Source organism: Endozoicomonas sp. ALC020 (assembly GCF_049275935.1).
GTDB lineage: Bacteria > Pseudomonadota > Gammaproteobacteria > Pseudomonadales > Endozoicomonadaceae > Endozoicomonas_A.
The window spans coordinates 4,625,288-4,647,455 of record NZ_CP184830.1 but is presented as its reverse complement, the minus strand read 5'-3'; the positions used below and the strand labels follow the sequence as shown (position 1 = coordinate 4,647,455).

The window sequence follows — 22,168 nt, the reverse complement described above, 5'->3', positions numbered from 1 at the left end:
AACGTCTGCGCAGGCTTTACCGGGACAGCCTACGCGAGTGTAGAGTTAGACACGATTCGTCGTGCATCCATGGTGACGGCGTAGATAAGAAACCCCGGTCATAACTGACTTGTGAAACCTGGGGAAATCACTGTTTGGCACCTTCTGCAATAGATACAGTCACTTGGTCGCCCGTCTGTTTTTCCATGACCAGATGATGCAGGGTAAAGCCAAACTGATCCTGCAATACGCAGACTCTGAGGCCAGGCTCTACAGGGGTTCCAGCCTTACCTTTGCTGATCCATTCGGTATGACGTTCGAACAATGAAAAAATCTTCTCATTGATACAACCCCAGTGACCAATGCGTTGGGGGTCATAGCCTCTCTGGCCATATTGTTGAATCTATAGCCTGAGTGATTCACCCCCTCGTTTAAAAGAGGCTGTTGCAACGCCCTCGCCCTCTATATGAGCGGCTCAGGAGTCATGGCTAATACCCTGAATAGCAGCACTAAAGAGAGGATTGACAAAAAGATCCGCCTGTTTTCTTGCAACACCACAATCATATTAATGGATAACTATAAACACAGCGTCTAGGCTTCCTGTCGACTTTTCCAGGGAGTCCTGAAAATGATTAAGTTGCGGCACTATTCGAACCTGTTCATCGCTCCTGTATTTCTGTTACTGGCCCTGACCACTCAATTTACACCCACTACAGCGTCAACAGCCCCCATAAAGATTAATGATGCAGAAGACCTGGGCAAGATTGGTCGAGATCGCGACTATCCACTGGACGGTACCTATCAACAGACAGCGGATATTGTTGTCACTAAAGACTATCAATCCATTGGCAATGATACCCATCCATTCACCGGGGAGTACTATGGGCAGTGCCGTACCATCAGCGGTCTGTCTAACTGTTTTATTGACACTCTGAAAGGCAGCATCAGGCACCTTCACTTTACTGGTGCCAATATAACTTCCCATAAGACGACCGGGTTAGCAGCCTGTGTTGTTGATGATACTGGCACAGTCAGTAATATCTGGGTGAAAGATGTTCATATTCTCACCAATGGTCGTAAAAGTTACGCTGGCATCGGAGGGGGGCTGATTAAAGGAACGGTTGGCAGCACCACGGCGGTGAACAGCAATGTCACAACCAGGGGTTGGTATGGAATCGCCGGCATCGGGGGGGGGCTGGTTTACGGAACGGTTGGCAACACCACGGCGGTGAACAGCAGGGTCGAAACCGGGGATTATCGTGCACACGCCGGCATCGGGGGGGGGCAGTTAACGGTGGAGGAACGGTTGCCAATACCAAGGCGGTGAACAGCAGGGTCGAAACCTCGGGCGAGGATGCTCACGCCGGCATCGGGGGGGGGATGGTTTTCGGAACGGTTGGCAACACCACGGCGGTGAACAGCACGGTCGAAACCGGGGATTATACTGCAAACGCCGGCATCGGAGGGGGCTTGGTTAATTTTCGAGGAACGGTTGCCAACACCACGGCGGTGAACAGCCATGTTACAACCGGAGGTGATGATGCAAACGCCGGCATCGGGGGGGGGTTGGTTAGACCTAGAGGAACGGTTGCCAACACCACGGCGGTGAACAGCCATGTCACAACCAGGGGTTGGTATGCATACGCCGGCATCGGGGGGGGGTTGGTTAGAGCTAAAGCAACGGTTGCCAACACCACGGCGGTGAACAGCTATGTCAATGGCATTAAAGAGAATTCTGAACCTACCTCCAATGATCAGCTTCTTTGCCAAAAAGCAGACCTACGTGTGTTAACAGCCAATTGCTCTTCGAGAACTGAATTTCTGGATGCGCTGGATTTTTCGAACAGTAATGCTTGCCCGGTAAAAGCCGCTACAGTGTCAACAGGCACTAAAGAGTCAGCACCCACTACCGCATCAACAGCCGTTAAAGAGTCAACAGCCACTGCAGCGTCAACCCCCATAGAGATTAATGATGCAAGAACCCTGGGCAAGATTGCCCTACATCCCGACTATCCAATAAACGGTACCAATCAAAAGAATGCTACTGCAGCTCCTACTACCGCAACTTCCATTCCAAGGAAATTATGCAGCTCTCTCAGAGATCAAACGACGGGGGTTCAACAACGGCTTATCGAGGACAGTGATCTTGTTAGCGAACGACAGTGCGTTGTTCTCAGTGCCGACCCTGCAGATGATTTAAGTGAGTTGATACAACAGATTCCTGATAACACTGTTATCTTGCTTTCCTCCAAAACAACTTCTCCAACCGTTGCCCCCGTGACAGGTAAGCTCACTGTTGAATATTTTATCGCCAATGCAATCGTTTTGAAGAGCGGTCAGGACATCATCGGGGCTGCTGATGACGGTTTTGAAATTGTTATCAAGCTTCATGATAACTTTACAAGTAAATACATGATCGGAGTTGGCGTTCACTACGATGACGAATTCAATTTTGGAGAAACAGCAGACAGTCATATAAAACACATTACTTTCCAGCCAACCGGAGTTAATCCAGATACTCAAACTGACGCTATTGTCCACACAAACTGCTATTCTGGGACATTATCTATAGAGAACAACGTTTTTTATCTCCCTGTCCGGGCCGCAGTTAACATTAATTGTTCTGCGAATCTGGATGCATCCACCAGTAATTTGCACACGGGCCCAGGCTTACGTTTCGCTGATAATCATGTCATTGGTCAAACCATCCACACAACAAAACTCAGTATGATTCCCGAGAAAGCAATATTCATTAATCTTCGCAACATCAATAACCTGTCAAACAAACTCGAAATAATTGGTAACACATTCCGGGGCAAAATCTCGGAATTGGCTCAGATTGCAATTGGATCCGGAAGCAATATTAATATCTTCAGAAACACTGTTGATATTGATAATAAAGACAAGACACCTGGCGAAATTCGTACAGGAATTGAAGGAGGGTTCGCTTTAAAAGGTCTTTCGTCGTCTGCCTATAGAAAAGCGCCTCTCATTAATCTGGCTGGTAACAATATCAACGTCACAAGGACAGCTTTAACTATCTATGACAAGCTTGATCTGGCGCTGGCCTGTAACCACTTTCTGGGAATGACTTTGTGGAAAGTAGACAACGAAGATTTCCCCCTGAAAGCCGTTGATCCATTGCCACTGGCAGATGAGTGCCCAAGGTCTGTGAGTTCAACCGTTGGCATGGCAACGACCAGCGCGCCGACACTCTGCCAGATCGTGAATAGCTGGACTCCTATCAATGATTCCAAAGCCACTGCTTTGACTGGGCTGACCAACGTCGAGGGGCAGTTCTACTTTGACTCAGCTGTTTGCATGACAGAGCTTCAGTCCTTTGCTTCATCAGCGGATACAACCTCAGTGACCAATGCTTTGGGGGTCATAGCCTCTCTGGCCATATTGTTGAATCTATAGCCTGAGCTGATTCATCCCCTCGTTTAAAAGAGGCTGTTGCAACGCCCTCGCCCTGTATATGGATGGCTCAGGAGTCATGGCTAATACCCTGAGTAGCAGCACTAAAGAGAGTATTGACAAAAAGATCCGCCTGTTTTCTTGCAACACCATAATCATATTAATGGAAAACTATAAACACAGCGTCTAGGCTTCTTAGCGACTTTTCCAAGGAGTCCTGAAAATGATCAAGTTGCAGCACAACTCGGCTCTGTTCATTGCTCCTGTATTTCTGTTACTGCCCCTGACCACTCAATCTACACCCGCTAAAGCGTCAACAGCCCCCATAGAAATTTATGATGCAAAAGACCTGGGCAAGATTGGTCGAGAATATCCACTGAACGGTACCTATCAACAGAAAGCGGATATTGTTGTCACTAAAGACTATCAATCCATTGGCAATGATACCCACCCATTCACCGGGGAGTACTATGGGCAGTGCCGTACCATCAGCGGCCTGTCTAACTGTTTTATTGACACTCTGAAAGGCAGCATCAGGAACCTTCACTTTACTGGTGCCAATATAACTTCCCAGAACACGACCGGGTTAGCAGCCTGTGTTGTTGATGATACTGGCACAGTCAGTAATATCCGGGCGAAAGATGTTCATATTCTCACCAATGGTGATAAAAATTACGCTGGCATCGGGGGGGGGCTGGTTAAAGGAACGGTTGGCAACACCACGGCGGTGAACAGCAGGGTCGAAACCCGCGGTGCATCTGCACACGTCGGCATCGGGGGGGGGGAGGTTAAAGGAACGGTTGGCAACACCACGGCGGTGAACAGCAGGGTCGAAACCCGCGGTGCATCTGCACACGCCGGCATCGGGGGCGGGTCGGTTTATAAAGGAAAGGTTGGCAACACCACGGCGGTGAACAGCAGGGTCAAAACCTTGGGCAGTCTTGCAAACGCCGGCATCGGGGGGGGGTCGGTTTATAGAGGAAAGGTTAGCAACACCACGGCGGTGAACAGCACGGTCGAAACCTTGGGTTGTAGGGCAGACGCAGGCATCGGGGGGGGGCAGTTTTTTGGTGGAACGGTTGGCAACACCACGGCGGTGAACAGCACGGTCGAAACCTCGGGCAGGCTTGCAGACGCCGGCATCGGGGGGGGGCAGGTTTATTTAGGAGTGGTTGGCAACACCACGGCGGTGAACAGCCATGTCACAACCAGGAGTGAAAATGCATGCATCGACATCGGGGGGGGCGTGGTTACAGACACGGTTGGCAACACCACGGCGGTGAACAGCAAGATCAAAACCTCGGGCGGGAGCGCAAAAGCTGGCATAGGGGTAGGGATTTTTGACCGTGGAGCGGTCGTCACCAACACCACGGCGGTGAACAGCTTTATCAATGGCAATATAACGAATTTTGGATCTATCTCCAATGATCAGCTTCTTTGCCAAAAAGCCGACCTACGTGTGTTAACAGCCAATTGCTCTTCGAGAACTGAATTTCTGGATGCGCTGGATTTTTCGAATAGTAATGCTTGCCCGGTAAATGCCGCTACAGTGTCAACAGACACTAAAGAGTCAACAGCCACTTCAGCGTCAAGAGCCGCTAAAGAGTCAACACCCACTAAAGCATCAACACCCATAGAAATTAATTATGCAGGAACCCTGGGCAAGATTGGCCTACATCCCGACTATCCAATAAACGGTACCTATCAACAGAATGCTACTGCAGCTACTGCAGCTACTGCAGCTACTGCTAATGCTACTGCAGCTACTGCTAATGCTAATGCTAATGCTACTGCAACTCCTGCTACTGCAACTCCTGCTACTGCAACTCCTGCTACTGCAGCTCCTGCTACTACTGCAACTTCCCCTCCAAGGAAATTATGCAGCTCTCTCAGAGGTCAAACGACGGGGGTTCAAAAACGGCTAATCGACGACAGTGATCTTGTCAGGGAACGACATTGCGTTGTTCTCAGTGCCGACCCTGCAGATGATTTAAGTGAGTTGATACAACAGATTCCTGATAACACTGTTATCTTGCTTTCCTCCAAAACAACTTCTCCAACCGTTGCCCCCGTGACAGGTAAGCCCACTGTTGAATATTTTATCGCCAATACAATAGTTTTGAAGAGCGGTCAGGAGATCATCGGGGCTGCTGATGACGGTTTTGAAATTGTTATCAAGCTTCATGATAACTTTACAAGTAGATACATGATCGGAGTTGGCGCTCACTGCGATAACGAATTCAATTTTGGAGAAACAGCAGACAATCATATAAAACACATTACTTTCCAGCCAACCGGAGTTAATCCAGGTACTCAAACTCACGTTATTGTCCACACAAGCTGCTATTATGGGGCACTATCTATAGAGAACAACGTTTTTTATCTTCCTGTCTGGGCCGCAGTTAACATTCATTGTTCTGCGAATCTGGATGCATCCACCAATGATTTGCACACGGGCCCAGGCTTACGTTTCGCTAATAACAAGGTCATTGGTGAAACCATCCACACAACAAAACTCAGTATAATTCCCGAGGAAGCAATATTCATTAATCTTCGCAACATCAATAACCTGTCAAACAAACTCGAAATAATTGATAACACATTCCAGGGCAAAATCTCGGAATTGGCTCAGATTGCAATTGGATCCGGAAGCAATATTAATATCTTCAGAAACACTGCTGTTATTGATAATAAAGGCAAGACACGTAGAGAAAGTTGTACAGGAATTGAAACCCGAAGGGGAGGGTTCGCTTTAATAGGTCTTTCCTCGTCTGCCTATTGCAAAGCGCCTCTCATTAATCTGGCTGGTAACAATATCAACGTCACAACGACAGCTTTAACTATCTACGACGAGCTTGATCTGGCACTGACCTGTAACCACTTTCGGGGAATGACTTTGTGGAAAGTAGACAACGAATATTTCTCCCTGAAAGCCGTTGATCCATTGCCACTGGCAGATGAGTGCCCAAGTTCTGTGAGTTCAACCGTCGACCCGGCAACGACCAGTGCACCGACACTTTGCCAGATCGTGAATAGCTGGACTCCTATCAATGATTCCAAAGCCACTGCTTTGACTGGGCTGACCAACGTCGAGGGGCAGTTCTACTTTGACTCAGCTGTTTGCATGACAGAGCTTCAATCCTTTGCTTCATCAGCGGATACAACTCCAGTGACCAATGCTTTGGGGGTCATCGCCTCGCTGGCTATATTGTTGAATCTATAGCCTGAGCTGATTCATCCCCACGTTTAAATTCGGCTCTCGTCCCATGGCAACCTGATCTCTGGCATCGGAAATCAGGGTCAGAATGTTTTTGAAGCCCTGCTTATAGCCATGAAGAATTACTGCAATCATCCTTTGCTGGGTGCTGAATAGTTACCATTGAACTATGGAAAGAAGAGTAGTCCCGGAAAATCTTGGCTATTCTCTGATGCACTACGAATAATGAGATTCACCCATGGCGTTCCTTTATTTTGTCAGAACAGACATTCAACACGGACTGTTCTGGCATTTCCTGACAAACAAGAAGGACGTGGTTGGTATTTTTGCTTTTTCCCTGCTGGCTATGATGATTGTGCCGTTATGTTATTCCTCAAACCTTATTGACCGTCATCATCCCGATGGGCGCAAGACTCTGATTGAAATCAATGATGGGAAAACCCGCAATAGCACACTGACAGTGACAGGAGGCAAGCTCGCTGACAAAGCCGATTTTCCCGGTGTCGGCGACGGAGGCTTTTTTTATTCGCCGCCTCCGCCCTGGGGAGGTGGAGGCGGCAGGCCATCGGGATTATTCGAAATTGACCTGGCTGTTCTGCAACCCGTCATCAACTGGCTGATGTCCATAGGCAAGACCCATCATGATGATGGCCGACAGGCAGGTAATGAGGATGGACAACCCTCTGGCAGCAGACCTAATGCAGAATCAAATGACGCAACTAACCACCACCATCAACAGGAGCAAAGAAAAGCACCTGAAAACCGAGAGAACAAATCACCCGGAGAAGAAAATAGTGGCAGCGGCGATGGCAATAACAGAGAAGACGACAATGGCGAGGAGGGTAAAAATAATGCTTCGACTCAGGACCTTCAGCTACTTGCCAACAAGCTTTTAGCTATTATTGCAAGCGACAATCCCAACGCCGCTTTTAAATTCAGGGAAATGTTAGAGAAGCTGGACATGCCTCAGCGTTTGCAGGTTCTGGAAACAAAAGGCACAAACATCAGCGGCGATACTATTACTCCTCTTGAGGCGATATTGGCACTGCCGCGTTCTTCCCTTGAGCAATCAACACGCAACCGATTTATCAGGCAGCTGATAGAAGCCGCTGGCAACAACTGCCAGATGATTTTGTCTGAGATTGTTCTGGACATAATCCACAAGCTCAACCAACCTGACCAACCACCGCAGATAGGGGATTTCGAAAAATGTTGCTTTACTGAGTACTTCCTTCAATTGTTCCTGCTTCATTCAAACCCGGTTGAGCGTATTCGCAATCTATTAGAAAAAATATCAGATTTAGCCATAAGGAATGAGATTATAAATAATCCACAATCATTAACACTCCCCTCCCCCTTTCTGGATACCTTGAAACAATTTAACCAGCACTCATCGTTCCTTGAATTAATACGCTTATCAAATGAACAGTGTATGCAAAATGATTTCATAGCGATCACTGCTTTTGCCAATAATGGACTGCGTGTGGATAAACATGAATCCAGTCAAATTATTGGTGCAGAGTGCGCGGTATGTAAGGAGCCGTTTGAACGCTCGTCAAATATAGTGAAAACGTGCTGCAATCACTTTTATCACGTTGATTGTTTAAGTCAGTGGCTCGAAAAAAGGAGGCGGGATCGTGCAGTCCAAGATTGTCCTACATGTCGTACACAATTAAATGGCTTAACAACAAAACTTAACGACTTTAACAAACTATTGAAAAAATACGACGGTTGTCATTCTTTAGCTATTGCAAAAAGAGCCGTTAAGGAATGGAATAAAACAGAAAAAAATTATGCAACCTTGTACCATTTTGTCCAATTTTGCCGACATAGCAGCCAGGCATCTGATGATTCACGGTTTGCAAAACTCTTGCGAACCCTCATTCATCCCGTGACAAAAGCCAAGATCCGCCATGACGACGTGATCAACTCAGCCACCTTCAGCGCCAATAACCACCTTGTGGTGACCGCCAGTGACGATGGCACTGCGAAAATCTATGTTTATCAGTCCGATGGAACATGGATGGAAGAGTTCACTATCCACCACGGTAGTCCGGTCATAATAGCCAGCTTCAGCGCCGATAGTCGCCGTGTGTTGACCACCAGTGACGATGGGACAGCAAAAATCTATGTTCGAAAGGAGGATAGATCATGGCAAGAAGAAATCACTATCCGCCACGATGGGCCCATTCGTTTAGCCACCTTCAACGCCAATAGTAGCCGCGTGTTGACCGCCGGTGACGATGGGACCGCAAAAATTTATGTTCTGAAGGAGAGTGGATCATGGGAACAAGAAGGGATCACCCACCATGATGGTCCGATCCATTTAGCCAGCTTCAGTCCTGATGCTAGCCATGTGGTGACTGTTGGCAAAGATAACGTGGTAAAAATCACGGGCAAATCAGCCGATGGATCATGGCAAGTAAAAATCAACGTAATCCATAAGCGCGAAGTCAACTCAGCTATCTTTAGCCCCGACAACCGCCATGTGGTGACCGCAAGTGACGATGGTACGGCAAAAATCATTGGCCAGAAAGACGATAAGTCATGGGAAAAAGAAGTTACCATCGGTCACATCAGGACTGTTAGTTCGATCAGATCAGCCGCCTTTAGCCCCGATAGCCGACATGTGCTGACTATCGGCAGTGATGACGAACTGGTTAAAATCATTGGTAAACGGGCCGACGGAACATGGGGAGTAAAAGCCATCATTTCCCATATTGATCGTATCACCTCAGCCACTTTCAGCCCCGATAGCCACCATGTGATGACCGCCAGTTTCGACAAAGAGGCAAAAATCTACGGCGAAAAAACCGATGCATTATGGGAAAAAGAAATCACTATCCACCATAATCATTGGGTCTTATCAGCCACCTTCAGTCCCGATAGCCAACATGCAGTAACCAGCAGTTATGATGGAACCGCAAAAATCCATAGCCACAAAAATGGAGGATCATGGGATCAAGGACTCACTATCCATCACAATGATCGGGGCACTTCAGCCACCTTCAGTACCGATGGCCGCTTAGTTATGACCTTTGGTTTTGATCGTACCGCGAAAATCATTCAACTGGAGGGCGATGGGTCATGGGAACAAGAAATTCGCCACCCCTATCCAATCCACGCAACCAACTTCAGCGCCGATAGCCGCTTTGTGCTGACCCAAAGTTTTTTTTTACCAACATCTGAAAGTTGTAGCAGCATTGTGAAAATTACTGAACTATGGAAGGAAGAGTAACTCCACTAGGAGCCTGACCGAGAATAGCGCCCGTAGCGAGGACGGCAGAAAATTGAGGATGAAAATTCGGTTTTGTGAGGAGAATAGCGAGCTATTTGACGAACAAAAGCGGATTTTCAGACCAATTTGCTGCCGCCGCAGTAGGGCAGTCTATTCTCGGTCAGGCTCCTAGGAGGCTAGCGGGACAGCAACTTGTTGTGATTTCGACGGTGTCAGATCGAGTGACGTAGAAGTTGGCACCTGGACTTGTAGCAATTGCACAGCCTGTGGTTGCTTTGGTAAATGTAGCATTACAAACGGCAAAGCTGGAAAATTGCAGACAAGTACATGTATCTGTAACTCAGATGGAGATTGCAGCGGAAAAACATGCACAGCTGGCGCAGCTTCCTTAACAGCGGGAGTCTTTAGCCTTTTGGTTGTATCTGTGGCTACTATTGCAGCGAGCTTTTAAAGTATCCCTCTTTATAAAAAGCCCTGATTGGGTAAAGTTGAGTTAGTTCCCGCCCCCGGTTTATGTGATTTGAAGGTATGGTGTCACAAATAAAAATCAGGGGCTACCTTTTCTCAGTAATTCCAAGCTCCGCAAAGGTGCTATTTAAAGGCATTTTACTGAAGTTTGAGCTAAATGTCAGATATTACACAATCACCGTCGTATCTCCATACCTGTTCCTCAGAAACCAGAAAATACTCACTGAGCAAACCACGGAGAACTATTGCTTCCGTATCACCTTCTACCTATGATTTTTACATCTCCATTATTTACTTCTTCTTCTGCCGAACTTAAGTCAAGGTAGCCACTTGCACTCTCTGCTGACTCAATACCAATTAAAGCAATTGGTTTATTGTTATCTAATATTATGTTTGCTGTAACAGTAATATAACCAATACCCTTGGGATTATCTTTGCTGAAAAGTTTAACGAAAAATCCTATCTCATGTTCGACTTTTGATTTTTCACCTTCTAACAAGATTGACTTAATAAGCTTGGCGCAAGTTTTCGATGTAAGTACCCAATATTTATTGACTCGAGCACCTGCACAAATACATACACCACCACCCACACCCTTCGTATAACCACCGAATAAAAGTTCACTGTCTGTATCTGCTCCTTTTCGGTAATCGTTGACAACAGAAAAAAATACTAATAAATCTTTTGCAACCTCATCTGGACTATCTTGAGACTCAGCCACACTACTTAAAGTTGTTATAAAAACAAAAAAATGCATCAAAAATAATCAAACCGATTGCGTAGCCACATCGAACTCCCCAAACTTCTAAAGAAAGCTAGGTGAGCAGATTGATGGCAATTCCCCAGCAATTTCCGATAATTTAATTGGCAGGTAATAAAGATGGACAACCTTCTGACAGCGGACCCCCCAATGCAGGAACAAAGGCACAAATCGTTAGCAAATTCGCCCCTGCTTCGTTTAACCGTGTTCGAATGGCTGGTGTTAGCCTCGCAGATTTGCAGGCGGCAAGCTGGCATTCGCTGGCTCGGCGTAATGCCACTGAAAGCGGTGACCAGGCTCGTTGCCCCGCCGGTTTATCCCGCCTGATGCCACCTCCGGTCACTGGCGGCAGTTTTATCCTGGCCGCCTGGATTCGCCGGGGCCTGCCGCTGGGCAGGCGAACACGGGCCGGGAGCAAACTGGTTCATTTTGCCGCAGCTGACAGCTCTGATGCCATCAGCTTAAGCCTGAGATCCAGGGGGCAACGGCTGGTTAATTACCTGTGCAGCCTGGTCGGAGGTGAGGAAGGCGACGTTGGAACGGGTACAGCGGAAAGTGAACAACCAGTGATGGCAAGCCTGAATGATACGGAACTTTACCAGCACTACCAGCGACTGGTTCAGGACCTCAGTGCCCTGTCGGGCAATCGCAGTGGCGAGAGCACGTCGTTTGTACCGTCGGCAAGCCAGGGAATGATACAAAACCTGACGACTCCACTACCTTCGACTACGATGAGTCAGGGTTGAAAAACTCAGAAATCATTAACACAGTGATATTACTGATAAGCAACATCTGTTGCATTACTCCAGTTGGTCTTTCCCACTGTTGTACTTCGGTAGAATTCATTACAGCTCCGGAGAGCTTCCTGCATGCCCGCCAATCTAACTGATACAAACCCTCTCAATCCTACTCCCAAAAGACAGTGGTTCAAGACCAGCGATGGCTGGTTTTACCCGGCCATTGTTAATACCGATATTTTTAGCATCAGACTGTCAACGGATCAGGCCAGCCCCGGATCAGCCTTTGCCACGCCAGCACACATCAGCACGGTCAGGACAGCCATTGACAGAGCCTTCTGGTTAATCGAGCAGTCCGGTTTTTTTCCCCACTATTTACATCGGAATATCAGTATTATCCTGTCTGACTCTGATTTGCCGGGTCAGAATATCTTTTATGACGACGATGGCGTTACATTGTTAATCGGGCAATCGCTCGGAGCTGACCAACTCGTTGCCACGTTGCTGAAAAATATGGCAATGGTCGTTTATGAAGCCTGTGACCCCAATAACTTCTGGTCAGAATTTCAGGCTCGCCAGCATGGTTCCGCAGAAAATAGTGGTGGTTTAATCCCGTCTCCCATTAGTCAGACTGATGATGTGGTTTCCGCTATAGCCACGCAAACACAGCTCGACTTTATTTCTGAAACCCTGGCTGCCAAATGGTTGAATCAGAAAGTATCACCGGCTTCACTCTATTGGCTGGAGTCTTTGCTTCCTGATCTGTTCAATGCCCCAAAAAATCCTGAGAAGCCGCCAACTCCTCTAAGTGCCCAACTGCAAGCCAGACACTGGCATTCTAAAAACGATCTTGGTCAAACACTTGCCTGGCTCAAAAGTGAGGAGATCCGTCCAACAGGCAATGTTACCAGACCAGTGCCTGACAGTTTTTCTCCTTTCACACCCGTCGCGCCTCTTTTGCGCATCGACGAGACAATAGCCTGCCCTGCTTTTGGCGATGGTTACCGCACCCGGGCTAACGGAACAGAAATAGGCATCAGGGTATACCCCCAGGGCGACGCCGCTCCGCCACTGCGACTGGCCGACATCACCCTTGATGTGGAAGGCTACCATTCACTCGGTTACAAAGATCCGGCACAAACGCTCCAGCGGCTGGTTTTTGACCTCAAGAAATTGGCAGGACTGTTTCTATACGGTGGTTTTAACCGGCAATTGCTGACCTTTCTTCACGGACTGCAGATTGCCAGTGATCCGGGTGGCCCGGATCACAAGGTCCCTCTTATCAAGGCAGAGTCCGACCGATTATTTATTGACAGTGACGCAACCTTCACAAACGACAGTCAGCCACTGATTCGTCTGGGAGCCGCCGATCTTTCCCGGCACTCTGACGAGGCTCTTGGACACGGACTGTCATCCCTGTTGGTACCTGCATGGCGAAAAACCCTGACCGACAATGCCGTGGCTGTGGCCGGTATTGAACAGCTCTGGGGAATCACTGACAACAGGCTGAAAGCACTGCAACCGCATTATGGGCTTGATGAACGTTACCAGGCCCGGCAATGGCCACCAGAGTCCGGTGATCTATACCAGCGACTGATGTCAGGCCAACGCCATGACCTCAGGAAACGTGGCGGCACAGCCGAAGACTTTGTTGATGCCGTCCGGGAACTTTATCAGGGTGACGGGCTGGCGCCAGCACTTGCCAGCGTTATGGGAGACTGGCAAGCGTCAGCGGAGAGTAACCGTACAGGCGGGGAAATGGCGGATTTGCTCAAGGCCATCGAAACCGTTTACGACGAACAACCGTTGCGCAGTGAACAATGGTTTTTCCGCAGGGCGCTCGATGACAGTCTGGACTGGCTGATCGCCCGAGATCCCAACAATACGGCTCTGGCAAACCTTCAGCGCCTGAAGAAAAATGACGAAGCACAACAGGATGAATACGATGGCCTGTTGGAGCCGGAACAGGCGCCGCTCTTTAACGACACCACCCGCAGCGTTCGGGGCAGATTCCTTACCCTCAAGGCTCTGGGTGACTGGATAGGGGTTTACCTGACACCGGACTATCTGGCCAGTTCCGGTAATCAGACCCTCGCCAGTGACCTGCGGCAACTGGTGGATGCCAGCGACCTGTTCAGACACCGGTTGAACAATACCGACGCGTTACGAATGCTGTCGGGCAACGTAACGACCCCGATAAGACCTGACACCCTTGGCGACATACACGACCAAGGTATATTTAAGGTCCACCCCGATGAGCGCAACAGGACGATCCCCGGGGAGTATGTCAGCTTGATTATCCCCGATCGCAATGGTGCGTTCCCCGGCAGTCAGTCCGGCCCACTGCCCTACCTGCCCATCGATCATGGTGCGGAAAATGACACTGTCCATGATCTTGCCCCGAATAATGGGACAGACCTTGCACCCATTAACCAGACAGTCAATAACGGCACCTTCACGCTTATCCCTTTTGATCCGGATGAGGGGAACCTGCCCTACGGTTCCGGATGGCTGGCAGGCCATCTTTCGTTCTTTTACCAACTGGGGGAGGCATTACGGCTGGCGCTTGGGCTGGCACCAGAAGAAGATATCAATGCGGCCAAAAACCGGATTCGTACTGAGCTTGGTTTGCCACAGCACTATCCCGGACAGGACAAACTGCCGTTACCGGTAGTGAACCCCCGTCAGATGATGGTCAAAGACACCCTTTCCGTTGAGGTAAGGTTTAATCAAACGACAGAGACAGACAGTAGAAAATCTTTGCGTCTGGCAGTGACCGGACGCGGCTCCCTGGGACGTCATCTGGAACTGACGGCAGAGCCTGACAGGAACGGTACTTATCGTCTGCAACTGGCTGCCATTGGCACTATGACCGCAGATGACAGTCTTCTGCCACCTTCCCTGCGGCACCGCTATCCGGCAGTCACAAGACCGGCAAAAGTACAAAGGGTTCGCCGTTCCGATTCTGATCCTGTGGCAGGTTCAGACTTGAAATTAATTGATAAACTGATTCCTGACGCCAAGACGTTCCATATGGAATTTGAGCCGTTATTACAGTATCAACGGATCTTGAACGCAGACTTGAACAAACGTTTTGAAGACCTGTTCTCGTCTTTTATGGTGTTTGATCGTTATCGCCATGTGAATGCACAATCAACCTTTGTTTCGGCGTTGAAAATCTACGAAAAACTCACCGCCCTGATCGTGAATCACCCACAGGCAACCGGCGTAAAATTTGCGAAACTGGCTACCAACATCCGGCGCTGGTTAGAAAGTAATCTGAAGCCAGTCCCTCCACAGCTGCATTTTGTCAGCGTTAACCCAACCGATGACGAACTGAAGCGTATCCGGTCATGGATTTTGGCCAATTCAGAGTCCGGTTTAAAAATAAATCTTTGGTATGACCCCAATGCAATGCTCGCCGGTGTGCTTGCCGAAGCCCTTAAAGAGTCAATGACCCGTAAATTGGCCGGTCAAACCAATCCCGGTAATCCCTCTGATTTTGAATCGGGTTTACTGAAAGACCTGATGAAGTTACAGGATGAGGCCTGGAAAGCCATAAAGCCAAAAATAGAACGGGGCCAGCCGTTTGATCAGGCGGTGAAGAATTTTCTGACAGGCCACCTCAAATACAAGGCGGACCTTGACAAAAAAAAAATCCCAAATGCAGAAATCCTTGCAGGAATTTGCACGGCAGATAGAGTTTTCTTACCCACAGGCGAAGTTTTCCCTCATCGATCTTAATAAGGTCTGGACCGCTGCCTACGGGGAAGATGGTAAGGAGACTGAAAAGGACTATTACAGGGAACTGGGGTTGCGTGGCCATCAGCCTGCGGCTGAGGCACTGGTGAAAATGAGGGTGATGGCCACCCTCGGCGGTGTTTATTCTGATACGTCGCTTTCGCCGGCATTGAATGAGGATCTTTTCAAGGGTGTTGATTATTCAGGCGTCAGCAAAACAGATTGGGACAGGGTAAAGGCAGTACAGACACAGTTGGTCATCCAGCGCCTCGGCAAAGAATTCCTTCCTGACGATCAGGCTCCTGCCATTCAACAGAAGGTTGCAGACGATATTGCCTGGTTCGGTGAAAAATACCCCGAGTTGAAGAGCGACATTGAACAGCGTCTGGCGAGTGCTGATCCCTCGCAACTGTTTAAGCCTTTGGAAAAAATTCAAGTCATGCCCTATCAGGCCTGTGTGCCATCAGAAAAAAATCCGGGTTTATTTTTCGCGGCGGCACCAGGCAACCCAACCATTGAGTTTGCTCAAAGCACGCTCTTATTACAACATGAAGATATTAGTCGGCTGGAATTGTCCAGTTTGACAAATTGGAATGATGCCAAACGAAAAGAAGCGGTTTTAACCCAAACAAAGGATGCTGCTGCGGCATTGGTTTATTACCGACTCAGAGGGATACAGAAGTTTGGGAAAGGCTATCAAATCCTGAATGGCGATGAGGCATTGAGGGAAAGCAAGTTTGCCATGAGTTGGACGGCAGGCTACGAAGCTTTACTGGATGTTCTGCAATTTTCAGCCAGAGAACACTTTACCATTTCCAGCGCAGCGGCAGCTGTCCGGGACCAGGAAAACGATATCCGGCGTTATATAGACACGGATCCGCAAAAGCCTGGCCAATACAGCCAACAACTGGTTCTCCAGATGGAGTCTGGCGATGCTAACCCGATTAGCAAGGCCAGCCATTACCTGTTTGACAAATATAAAAACCGCGAACCAACGAGAGTTAGTTATAACTCAATCCGTTGGCTGGTCAATAAGGGCAGTTATTGGTCAGATGGAGAGACAGGCGCAAGGATTAATACTGCCGATATTGGTAAATTTCTGGACGGAGATAGCCGAATTCATGTGGTCGGTGCGGGTCAGTCCAGCAATGGGAAATTTACCCTGAGCGGGCAAACCGCGTCAGACCTGTCAAAAACAATCAATGAATTGATTGCAGATACTCCTGTTAAAACCATTAACCTGGTTGGCTCAGGCATTGATCACGACGGGCTTGTCAGCCAATACCTGAGAGAGACCCTGAAAGCAACAAAAACCCAGGCAGTGACTGCCCGTGACGGTCTTTTGAGAGTGGATATCTGGGGGCGTCTGTGGGTTGGCCTGCTTGGAGACACGGGTCTGGTGACCTGGTCGCTGGCCGACAGGTCTGACAAGCTGAAAGCGCTTCGCATGAATGAGGGGGACGCCAGAGTCGAACGCTTGTCTGAAAAAAACCTGCTTGCTGAAAGTGCCGCTGGAATGCGGCAGTTGTCTTCTGTATTGTCAGACAACAGCGGGTTGCTGGGGCCCGTCAATCCGGATGATGCCATGCCGACTCTGGCGATGTTCAAGCACAGCCTGAAGCCCCATCTGGGTACTCTTGGTTCGGATAATTTAGCATCGCTGGAGAAAAAAATTGACCAATTTGACCAACTTCGCCCAGAGGGAACGCCCCTTCAAAAATACGCCCTTGTCTATCGGATGCAGGAAAACCTGCCCAAAACGTTTATGGGTGAAGCAGCCGTCTCCCTGCTGGACGCCACAATAAAGCAGTACCTGCTGGATGCTTTGGTCGAGGTACCGAAAGAGCTTAACACTATCTGGATTGGGCCTCTTAAAAAAGGTGTTGAAGACTGTCTCAAGATCTGGGTTTCACAGATTCCCGCCTGGTCTATGACGCTCTGGTACGATCCGCAAGCGTTTTTAGCGCCCATATTGGCCCGGGAAATACGTGAGTCTGTTGCCGCTGAGAAAGTACCCGAATCATTCCTGAAAAAAGAAAATGCCAGGAATGAATTTGTGAAACGTTTAAATCAACTGCAAGATCTGGCCTATAGCACTATAAAAAACGGCATCGCCCAGGGTAAATCCTTTGACGAAATGGCAAAGGCGTTTTTAGTCAACCATTTGGGTATGGATGAAAGCGAATTAGAAAAAATACGAACAGACAGTCTGAAGCAAATGAAGGCGTTCAGCGACGAGTTGGCCAAGCTCAGGAGCAGCCCTGTATCTGGTGAATTCAAGCTGGCAGACATCAATCAACTCTGGCCGACAGGCAATAAAGCCAGCCTGAAAGAATGGTACATCAAAGAACTTGCACTAAGGGGGATTTTGGCCGCTGCAGCAGATTTGGCAAGAGTGGAAGTACTTGCCAAAGATAAGGAAGGAGGGGGTGTCTATTTGGACGTTGATATACTACCTGCTTTTAACAAGGAATTGTTTAAACACCTTAGATTTCCGGATTTTTTTCCCTTTGGAGACCGTCGGATCGGTCCGGATTACCCCGTTAACCATGCAATCATTAAGTATTTTGGCCAGAAAGGGCCGGAACAGCTGTTTTTTGGCCGGACACCTGATCCGGAACAAGAGAAATACTATGACAAAATAAAGGAAGAATACCCTGATCTTATTAAGGGTATTGAAGAAGCCATAGCCAACCATGGCGAAAAACCCCTTTTTGTCTTTCAAGATTCGCTCAGGGTTATTCCTGGTTCAGTGGAAATAAAATTAATCTACAAAGAAAAAGCAAAGATCAACAACAACTTGATTATCGCGCCACCTGACAGTGAGGCTCTTGACACAGTTAAGAAAAGAATTATAAGACGTTATAAATTAATTGAACGTTTAAATATCGATAAGCCATTAAACGCTGCCAAGACAGATATAGACAAAACTGCAAAATCAATCGCCAGGGAATTGAATATTGATCAGAGAGTCGCCTACAGTTTTTTTGATTACCGGAAAGATGGAATATTGCACCAGGCTAAATCGACGATGTCCATATCAGGGTCCCGAGGATTTTTAGAAGTCTCCCAGAATTATTTGTCTGATTTTTTTTCAAAAAAAGACCTTGTTGATCTTGAAGTAAAAGACCTTTTCATGGAAATCAATCCATTAGCACAGATTAATTTAATCAGTTGCAGTACTGATGAATGCCCCAGTAGCTGGTTACCCAGAACGGATAAAACCGAGCGTTATGCCCTGAACGCTGAGCAAGACAGCCATTATACAAACCAGGTCATTCTTCAGCTGGGCGACAATGACATTGAAACCACAGCCAGCTTATATCTGGCAAACAAATACCAGCCCGATTTCAGCCGCCATATAGTTCTGGATTCTTATGGTTCCCTGTACGACCCGAATACAGGCCACGACATTAAGCTTGAGGCATTGCAAGCTGATTTTCTTAAAGACGACACCCGCATTATTGTAGTTGGCCACGGTAGTCAGTTTCAGGGGGATAAGGCCGGTTCTGAAAAGTTTCTTCTGGGCGGGAAGACGGTTGCGCAACTGGCCAAAGTGCTTGAGCGCATAACCGGCGGGCGCTTTGTCAGAACTGTCAGTCTGGTGGGCTGTGGCGCTGATGCCAGTGGCGAGCATTACCCTGTGGAGGCTTTCGCCAGAGCACTGTTTGGTGAAATCCGGACACGTCGAATCACGGCTCGTAACGCTCTGGTGGCGGTGGATGAGTTGGGGCGCAAATGGACGGGTGTGCTGCCCGCCAACGGCGATCCGCTGTGGTCACAGTCAGACCATCGCGTCAAACTGGTGCTTGAGAAAGACGACCGGGGACAGTTAATAACCCGCAAGCTCCCGGTTGCAGGAGGGTTGGTGAAAAAACTCCGGAATTTGCCCGTTTTACCCACCGGCAGGGATTATGTTCGTCTAGGTAAAGAGAGTGACCCTGATTTCCAACAAGCCAAACGTTTACTGCTTGAAGCGATTATCGAAAACAATGGCAGGCAGAAACTCTCCGATCTGATTGAGGATTACAACCGTCGACTCTATCAAAACACCGGTGATAACCTTTCTCCTTACCGGTTGATGCCTTTGCCGACTGCCGATGTCGAACTCCCTGTTGCCCGGGCCGGGGCTTCAAAAGAGCTTCAGCCACAAGAAAAACGTCAGATGAGCGCCTTTGTCCGCGCAGACTCAATCGGTGACCCGTTTTCCGGGGTGGGTCTGGTGGCCTATGGCGATCCCTTTGCCCGGGAGAATTTTTTCCGGACCCAGCAGGCGGGGTATCAACTGGCCCGGAAAGTCGCAAACCCGCCATCCAATGCGATGACAGCATTGTTTACTCGCCTGTTGCTTGGGTCTTTGCAGGACATTGTCGCACCTGGTGGCAATGACATAGACCCATTCCGGATCTCCAGCCCTGACCTGATAGCTTCTGTATTCGAAAAAGATGACCTGCTTGCCCTCTCGGTCCAACGGTCACAAACTCACTTTTCCGACTTGAGCGATTGGTATATCAAGTCTCTGAAAAATTTGCTGGGTCACTATCTGACGGACCAAGCAGACAAAAAAGTACTGAGACTGAACGCCAGAAAAAGGAGCGAACAGAGAAAGTCGCTGCAAGCAAGCCTTTCCCTTGGGATTAACAAAAGGCTGAAGCACGATCCTGATAGCGCTCTCAGTTCTACTGATCCTGTGTCTCTGGCCAGTGGCGAGGCTTTTGATAGCGACAAACACAACAAGTACCTGCCTGTTGTCACCGACCTTTCGGGTGAAACTTATGTTCTGGTGGACTTGCCAGAGACCAGGAGCCTGGCTTTTCCGGATTATCTGCGCAATATCCTGTCTATGCTTCAGTCCTCTGGTCCGCTTGGATCGCGTGATGCCCAGACACTGATCAATACCATTGAGTCAGCCTATACCCAACACTCAGACTCCCTGGTAGGACAGCAGCTTGATGAAAAAATAGACCAACTGCCGTTGGCTGATGTAGTCACACTGGCCAACGAAGTCATTAACATGGACTCGGAGCCTGATGCTCTGCGAAGCCTGATACGAAGACTGTTGCTTCGTCTGGTGACCAACGCAGAAAAAGCCCTGGACACTGATCAGAAACCCGATCACCAGGAGAGGTTACTGATCGCAGAATTACTCGCCCTGGCCCCCGACGAAAGGGTCTTCATCGTCGAGCTCCCACCTTCAGGAAACCGTCATCGCAAGGTTTTTCTCGACGGTTTGATGTCTGTCGACAAGCATCAGCGTTTGACCTCGCAAACCACCATGGGGGCTCATTCACCCTTTTTTTTCTCGACCGTCCAGCACAGAGCCTATCGCTCTCAGCTGCGTGAGCTGTCGAAACTGGATGGAACCCCAGATAGGCTGAAGCCTTTGCTTGGTTATTTCAGTAAACCTAATGAATTCGCCGATGCCCTTTTGGCCTGGCGCAAATGGGAGATAGAGACTGGTTTTGTCGCAAGAAGGGTGCCCATTAGTGTTCGCCCGGAACAAGACCGATTGCTCGCGGACAGTCGGGTAATTGTCCTGGATTGGGAAATAGCCGGGCCTTTCCTCCAGATTGGATTGAAGGATGTAGAGCATTATTCGTCTGATGCCGACCTGGCCCGGGTGATGACCCAATCCTACGGAATGGCTCTATTCCTGCAACTGCGGTTAATTGGGGCAAACCCATACATTCTCAACAGTGCTTCGGAGATATGGCAAACACAATTCTATAGTGATCCTCTTGGTGAGTTCGGCTTTGACAACAGTATGACAATGCGGCGGTTACCGGATCCCGGCGACCCGCTTTATCGTGAACTGGTCCTTGATAGCAATGACCATGGGCTTAAGTTTGCCGAGGGTACTGTAGATGATTTCCGGCAGGCACTGGAGGTATTGTTTGAGGAAGGAAATCTCTCCCGTTCGGTCAGAAACGTTATTCGTCACCTTGCAAGAGCCCCGGTGGGCTCTGTTTGTACTTTTTCAGAAGGTCTGGTTAAAGTACACGCAGAGTTCTGGAAACAGATGCGGGATTCACAACTGAGGTCTGCACTGCAGTTGCAGGACCCGGATTACCAGATGTTAAAACAACGAATAGCCAGATCTGGTTTATCCGCCAGAAAAAAGAATAGGTTATTTGCAGATCTGGCTAATATTGAAAGCTCGTCAGGCAAAACGTTTTCTCATGACACGGACGTCTATAGCAGTGAAATAAAGGAGAACAGCCCCGGAATTATTAGTGAAGTGACACCGGATTCCTATGGCGATAAGGGTTCGGTTTCGAAGATCGCGATCTTGTTCTCTGCCCGGTTTATCAAACATGTTCTTGAAAACAATGCTCTTGAAAACAATGCTCTTGAAAACAATGCTCTTGAAAACAATGTTCTCAAAAACAATGATCCAGAAAACAATACTCCTTCCAAACAACTGTTTTCATTACGCAATGAGATTATCAAAACCCTTCGATTGCTCAGAACCACCTCTGAATTCAAGGCTTTTTCCGACATCCTGGCAGAGGATCAGAGCCAGGTCTTTGGTGATCTCCGGGCTCTGGTGAATCAGGGCGTTATTGATGGATCTTTCGGGACAGGCTTCGACCAGGCCAAAATACCCGACT

Annotated in this window: 9 protein-coding genes and 1 pseudogene (1 of these 10 only partly in view); 7 read left to right on the top strand and 3 right to left on the bottom strand. The window is 48.5% G+C overall.

Going from position 1 to position 22,168, the window contains the following annotated elements; genetic code table 11:
- Positions 1–130 precede the first annotated feature (130 nt).
- Positions 131–319, bottom strand: a pseudogene (locus tag ACOJUO_RS17475) (ISNCY family transposase); the annotation flags it as partial.
- 288 nt (positions 320–607) lie between these two features.
- On the opposite strand from ACOJUO_RS17475, the gene ACOJUO_RS17470 reads away from it, so the two are divergent.
- The 3 genes from ACOJUO_RS17470 to ACOJUO_RS17460 all read left to right on the top strand — a co-directional run bounded on the left by ACOJUO_RS17470 (position 608) and on the right by ACOJUO_RS17460 (position 6,619).
- Positions 608–1,306 (top strand): hypothetical protein, encoded by a 699-nt coding sequence (locus tag ACOJUO_RS17470; protein WP_422137646.1) that lies wholly within the window; start codon positions 608–610, stop codon positions 1,304–1,306.
- Between the two features lie 53 nt (positions 1,307–1,359).
- Positions 1,360–3,399, top strand: coding sequence for a hypothetical protein (locus ACOJUO_RS17465; protein ID WP_422137645.1), 2,040 nt, complete (start codon positions 1,360–1,362; stop codon positions 3,397–3,399).
- 220 nt (positions 3,400–3,619) lie between these two features.
- Positions 3,620–6,619 (top strand): hypothetical protein, encoded by a 3,000-nt coding sequence (locus ACOJUO_RS17460; protein ID WP_422137644.1) that lies wholly within the window; start codon positions 3,620–3,622, stop codon positions 6,617–6,619.
- Here ACOJUO_RS17460 and ACOJUO_RS17455 read toward each other — a convergent pair.
- Positions 6,614–6,748: a hypothetical protein gene (locus ACOJUO_RS17455; protein WP_422137643.1), complete on the bottom strand. Its 135-nt coding sequence runs from the start codon at positions 6,746–6,748 to the stop codon at positions 6,614–6,616. The genes ACOJUO_RS17460 and ACOJUO_RS17455 overlap by 6 nt on opposite strands.
- A 103-nt stretch (positions 6,749–6,851) precedes the next feature.
- Between ACOJUO_RS17455 and ACOJUO_RS17450 the strand changes: the two genes are divergently transcribed.
- Entirely contained in the window at positions 6,852–9,851 is a 3,000-nt protein-coding gene (locus tag ACOJUO_RS17450; protein ID WP_422137642.1) for an RING finger domain-containing protein, read from the top strand.
- A 724-nt stretch (positions 9,852–10,575) separates the two neighbouring features.
- Here ACOJUO_RS17450 and ACOJUO_RS17445 read toward each other — a convergent pair.
- Entirely contained in the window at positions 10,576–11,076 is a 501-nt protein-coding gene (locus tag ACOJUO_RS17445) for a hypothetical protein (RefSeq protein WP_422137641.1), read from the bottom strand.
- Positions 11,077–11,183: 107 nt separating this feature from the next.
- Here ACOJUO_RS17445 and ACOJUO_RS17440 point away from each other — a divergent pair, with 107 nt between their 5' ends.
- From ACOJUO_RS17440 to ACOJUO_RS17430, 3 genes are all read left to right on the top strand, one after another.
- Positions 11,184–11,825 (top strand): hypothetical protein, encoded by a 642-nt coding sequence (locus ACOJUO_RS17440; protein WP_422133273.1) that lies wholly within the window; start codon positions 11,184–11,186, stop codon positions 11,823–11,825.
- A 123-nt stretch (positions 11,826–11,948) separates the two neighbouring features.
- On the top strand, positions 11,949–15,560 hold the full coding sequence (locus tag ACOJUO_RS17435) for a hypothetical protein (protein WP_422137640.1): 3,612 nt from the start codon (positions 11,949–11,951) through the stop codon (positions 15,558–15,560).
- Positions 15,493–22,168 carry the 5' portion of a TcdA/TcdB catalytic glycosyltransferase domain-containing protein gene (locus ACOJUO_RS17430; protein WP_422137639.1) on the top strand. 17,249 nt of this gene lie beyond the right edge of the window, so 6,676 of the gene's 23,925 nt are visible here — the first part of the coding sequence; it begins with the start codon at positions 15,493–15,495; its stop codon lies off the right edge, out of view. The genes ACOJUO_RS17435 and ACOJUO_RS17430 overlap by 68 nt, the downstream gene beginning before the upstream one ends.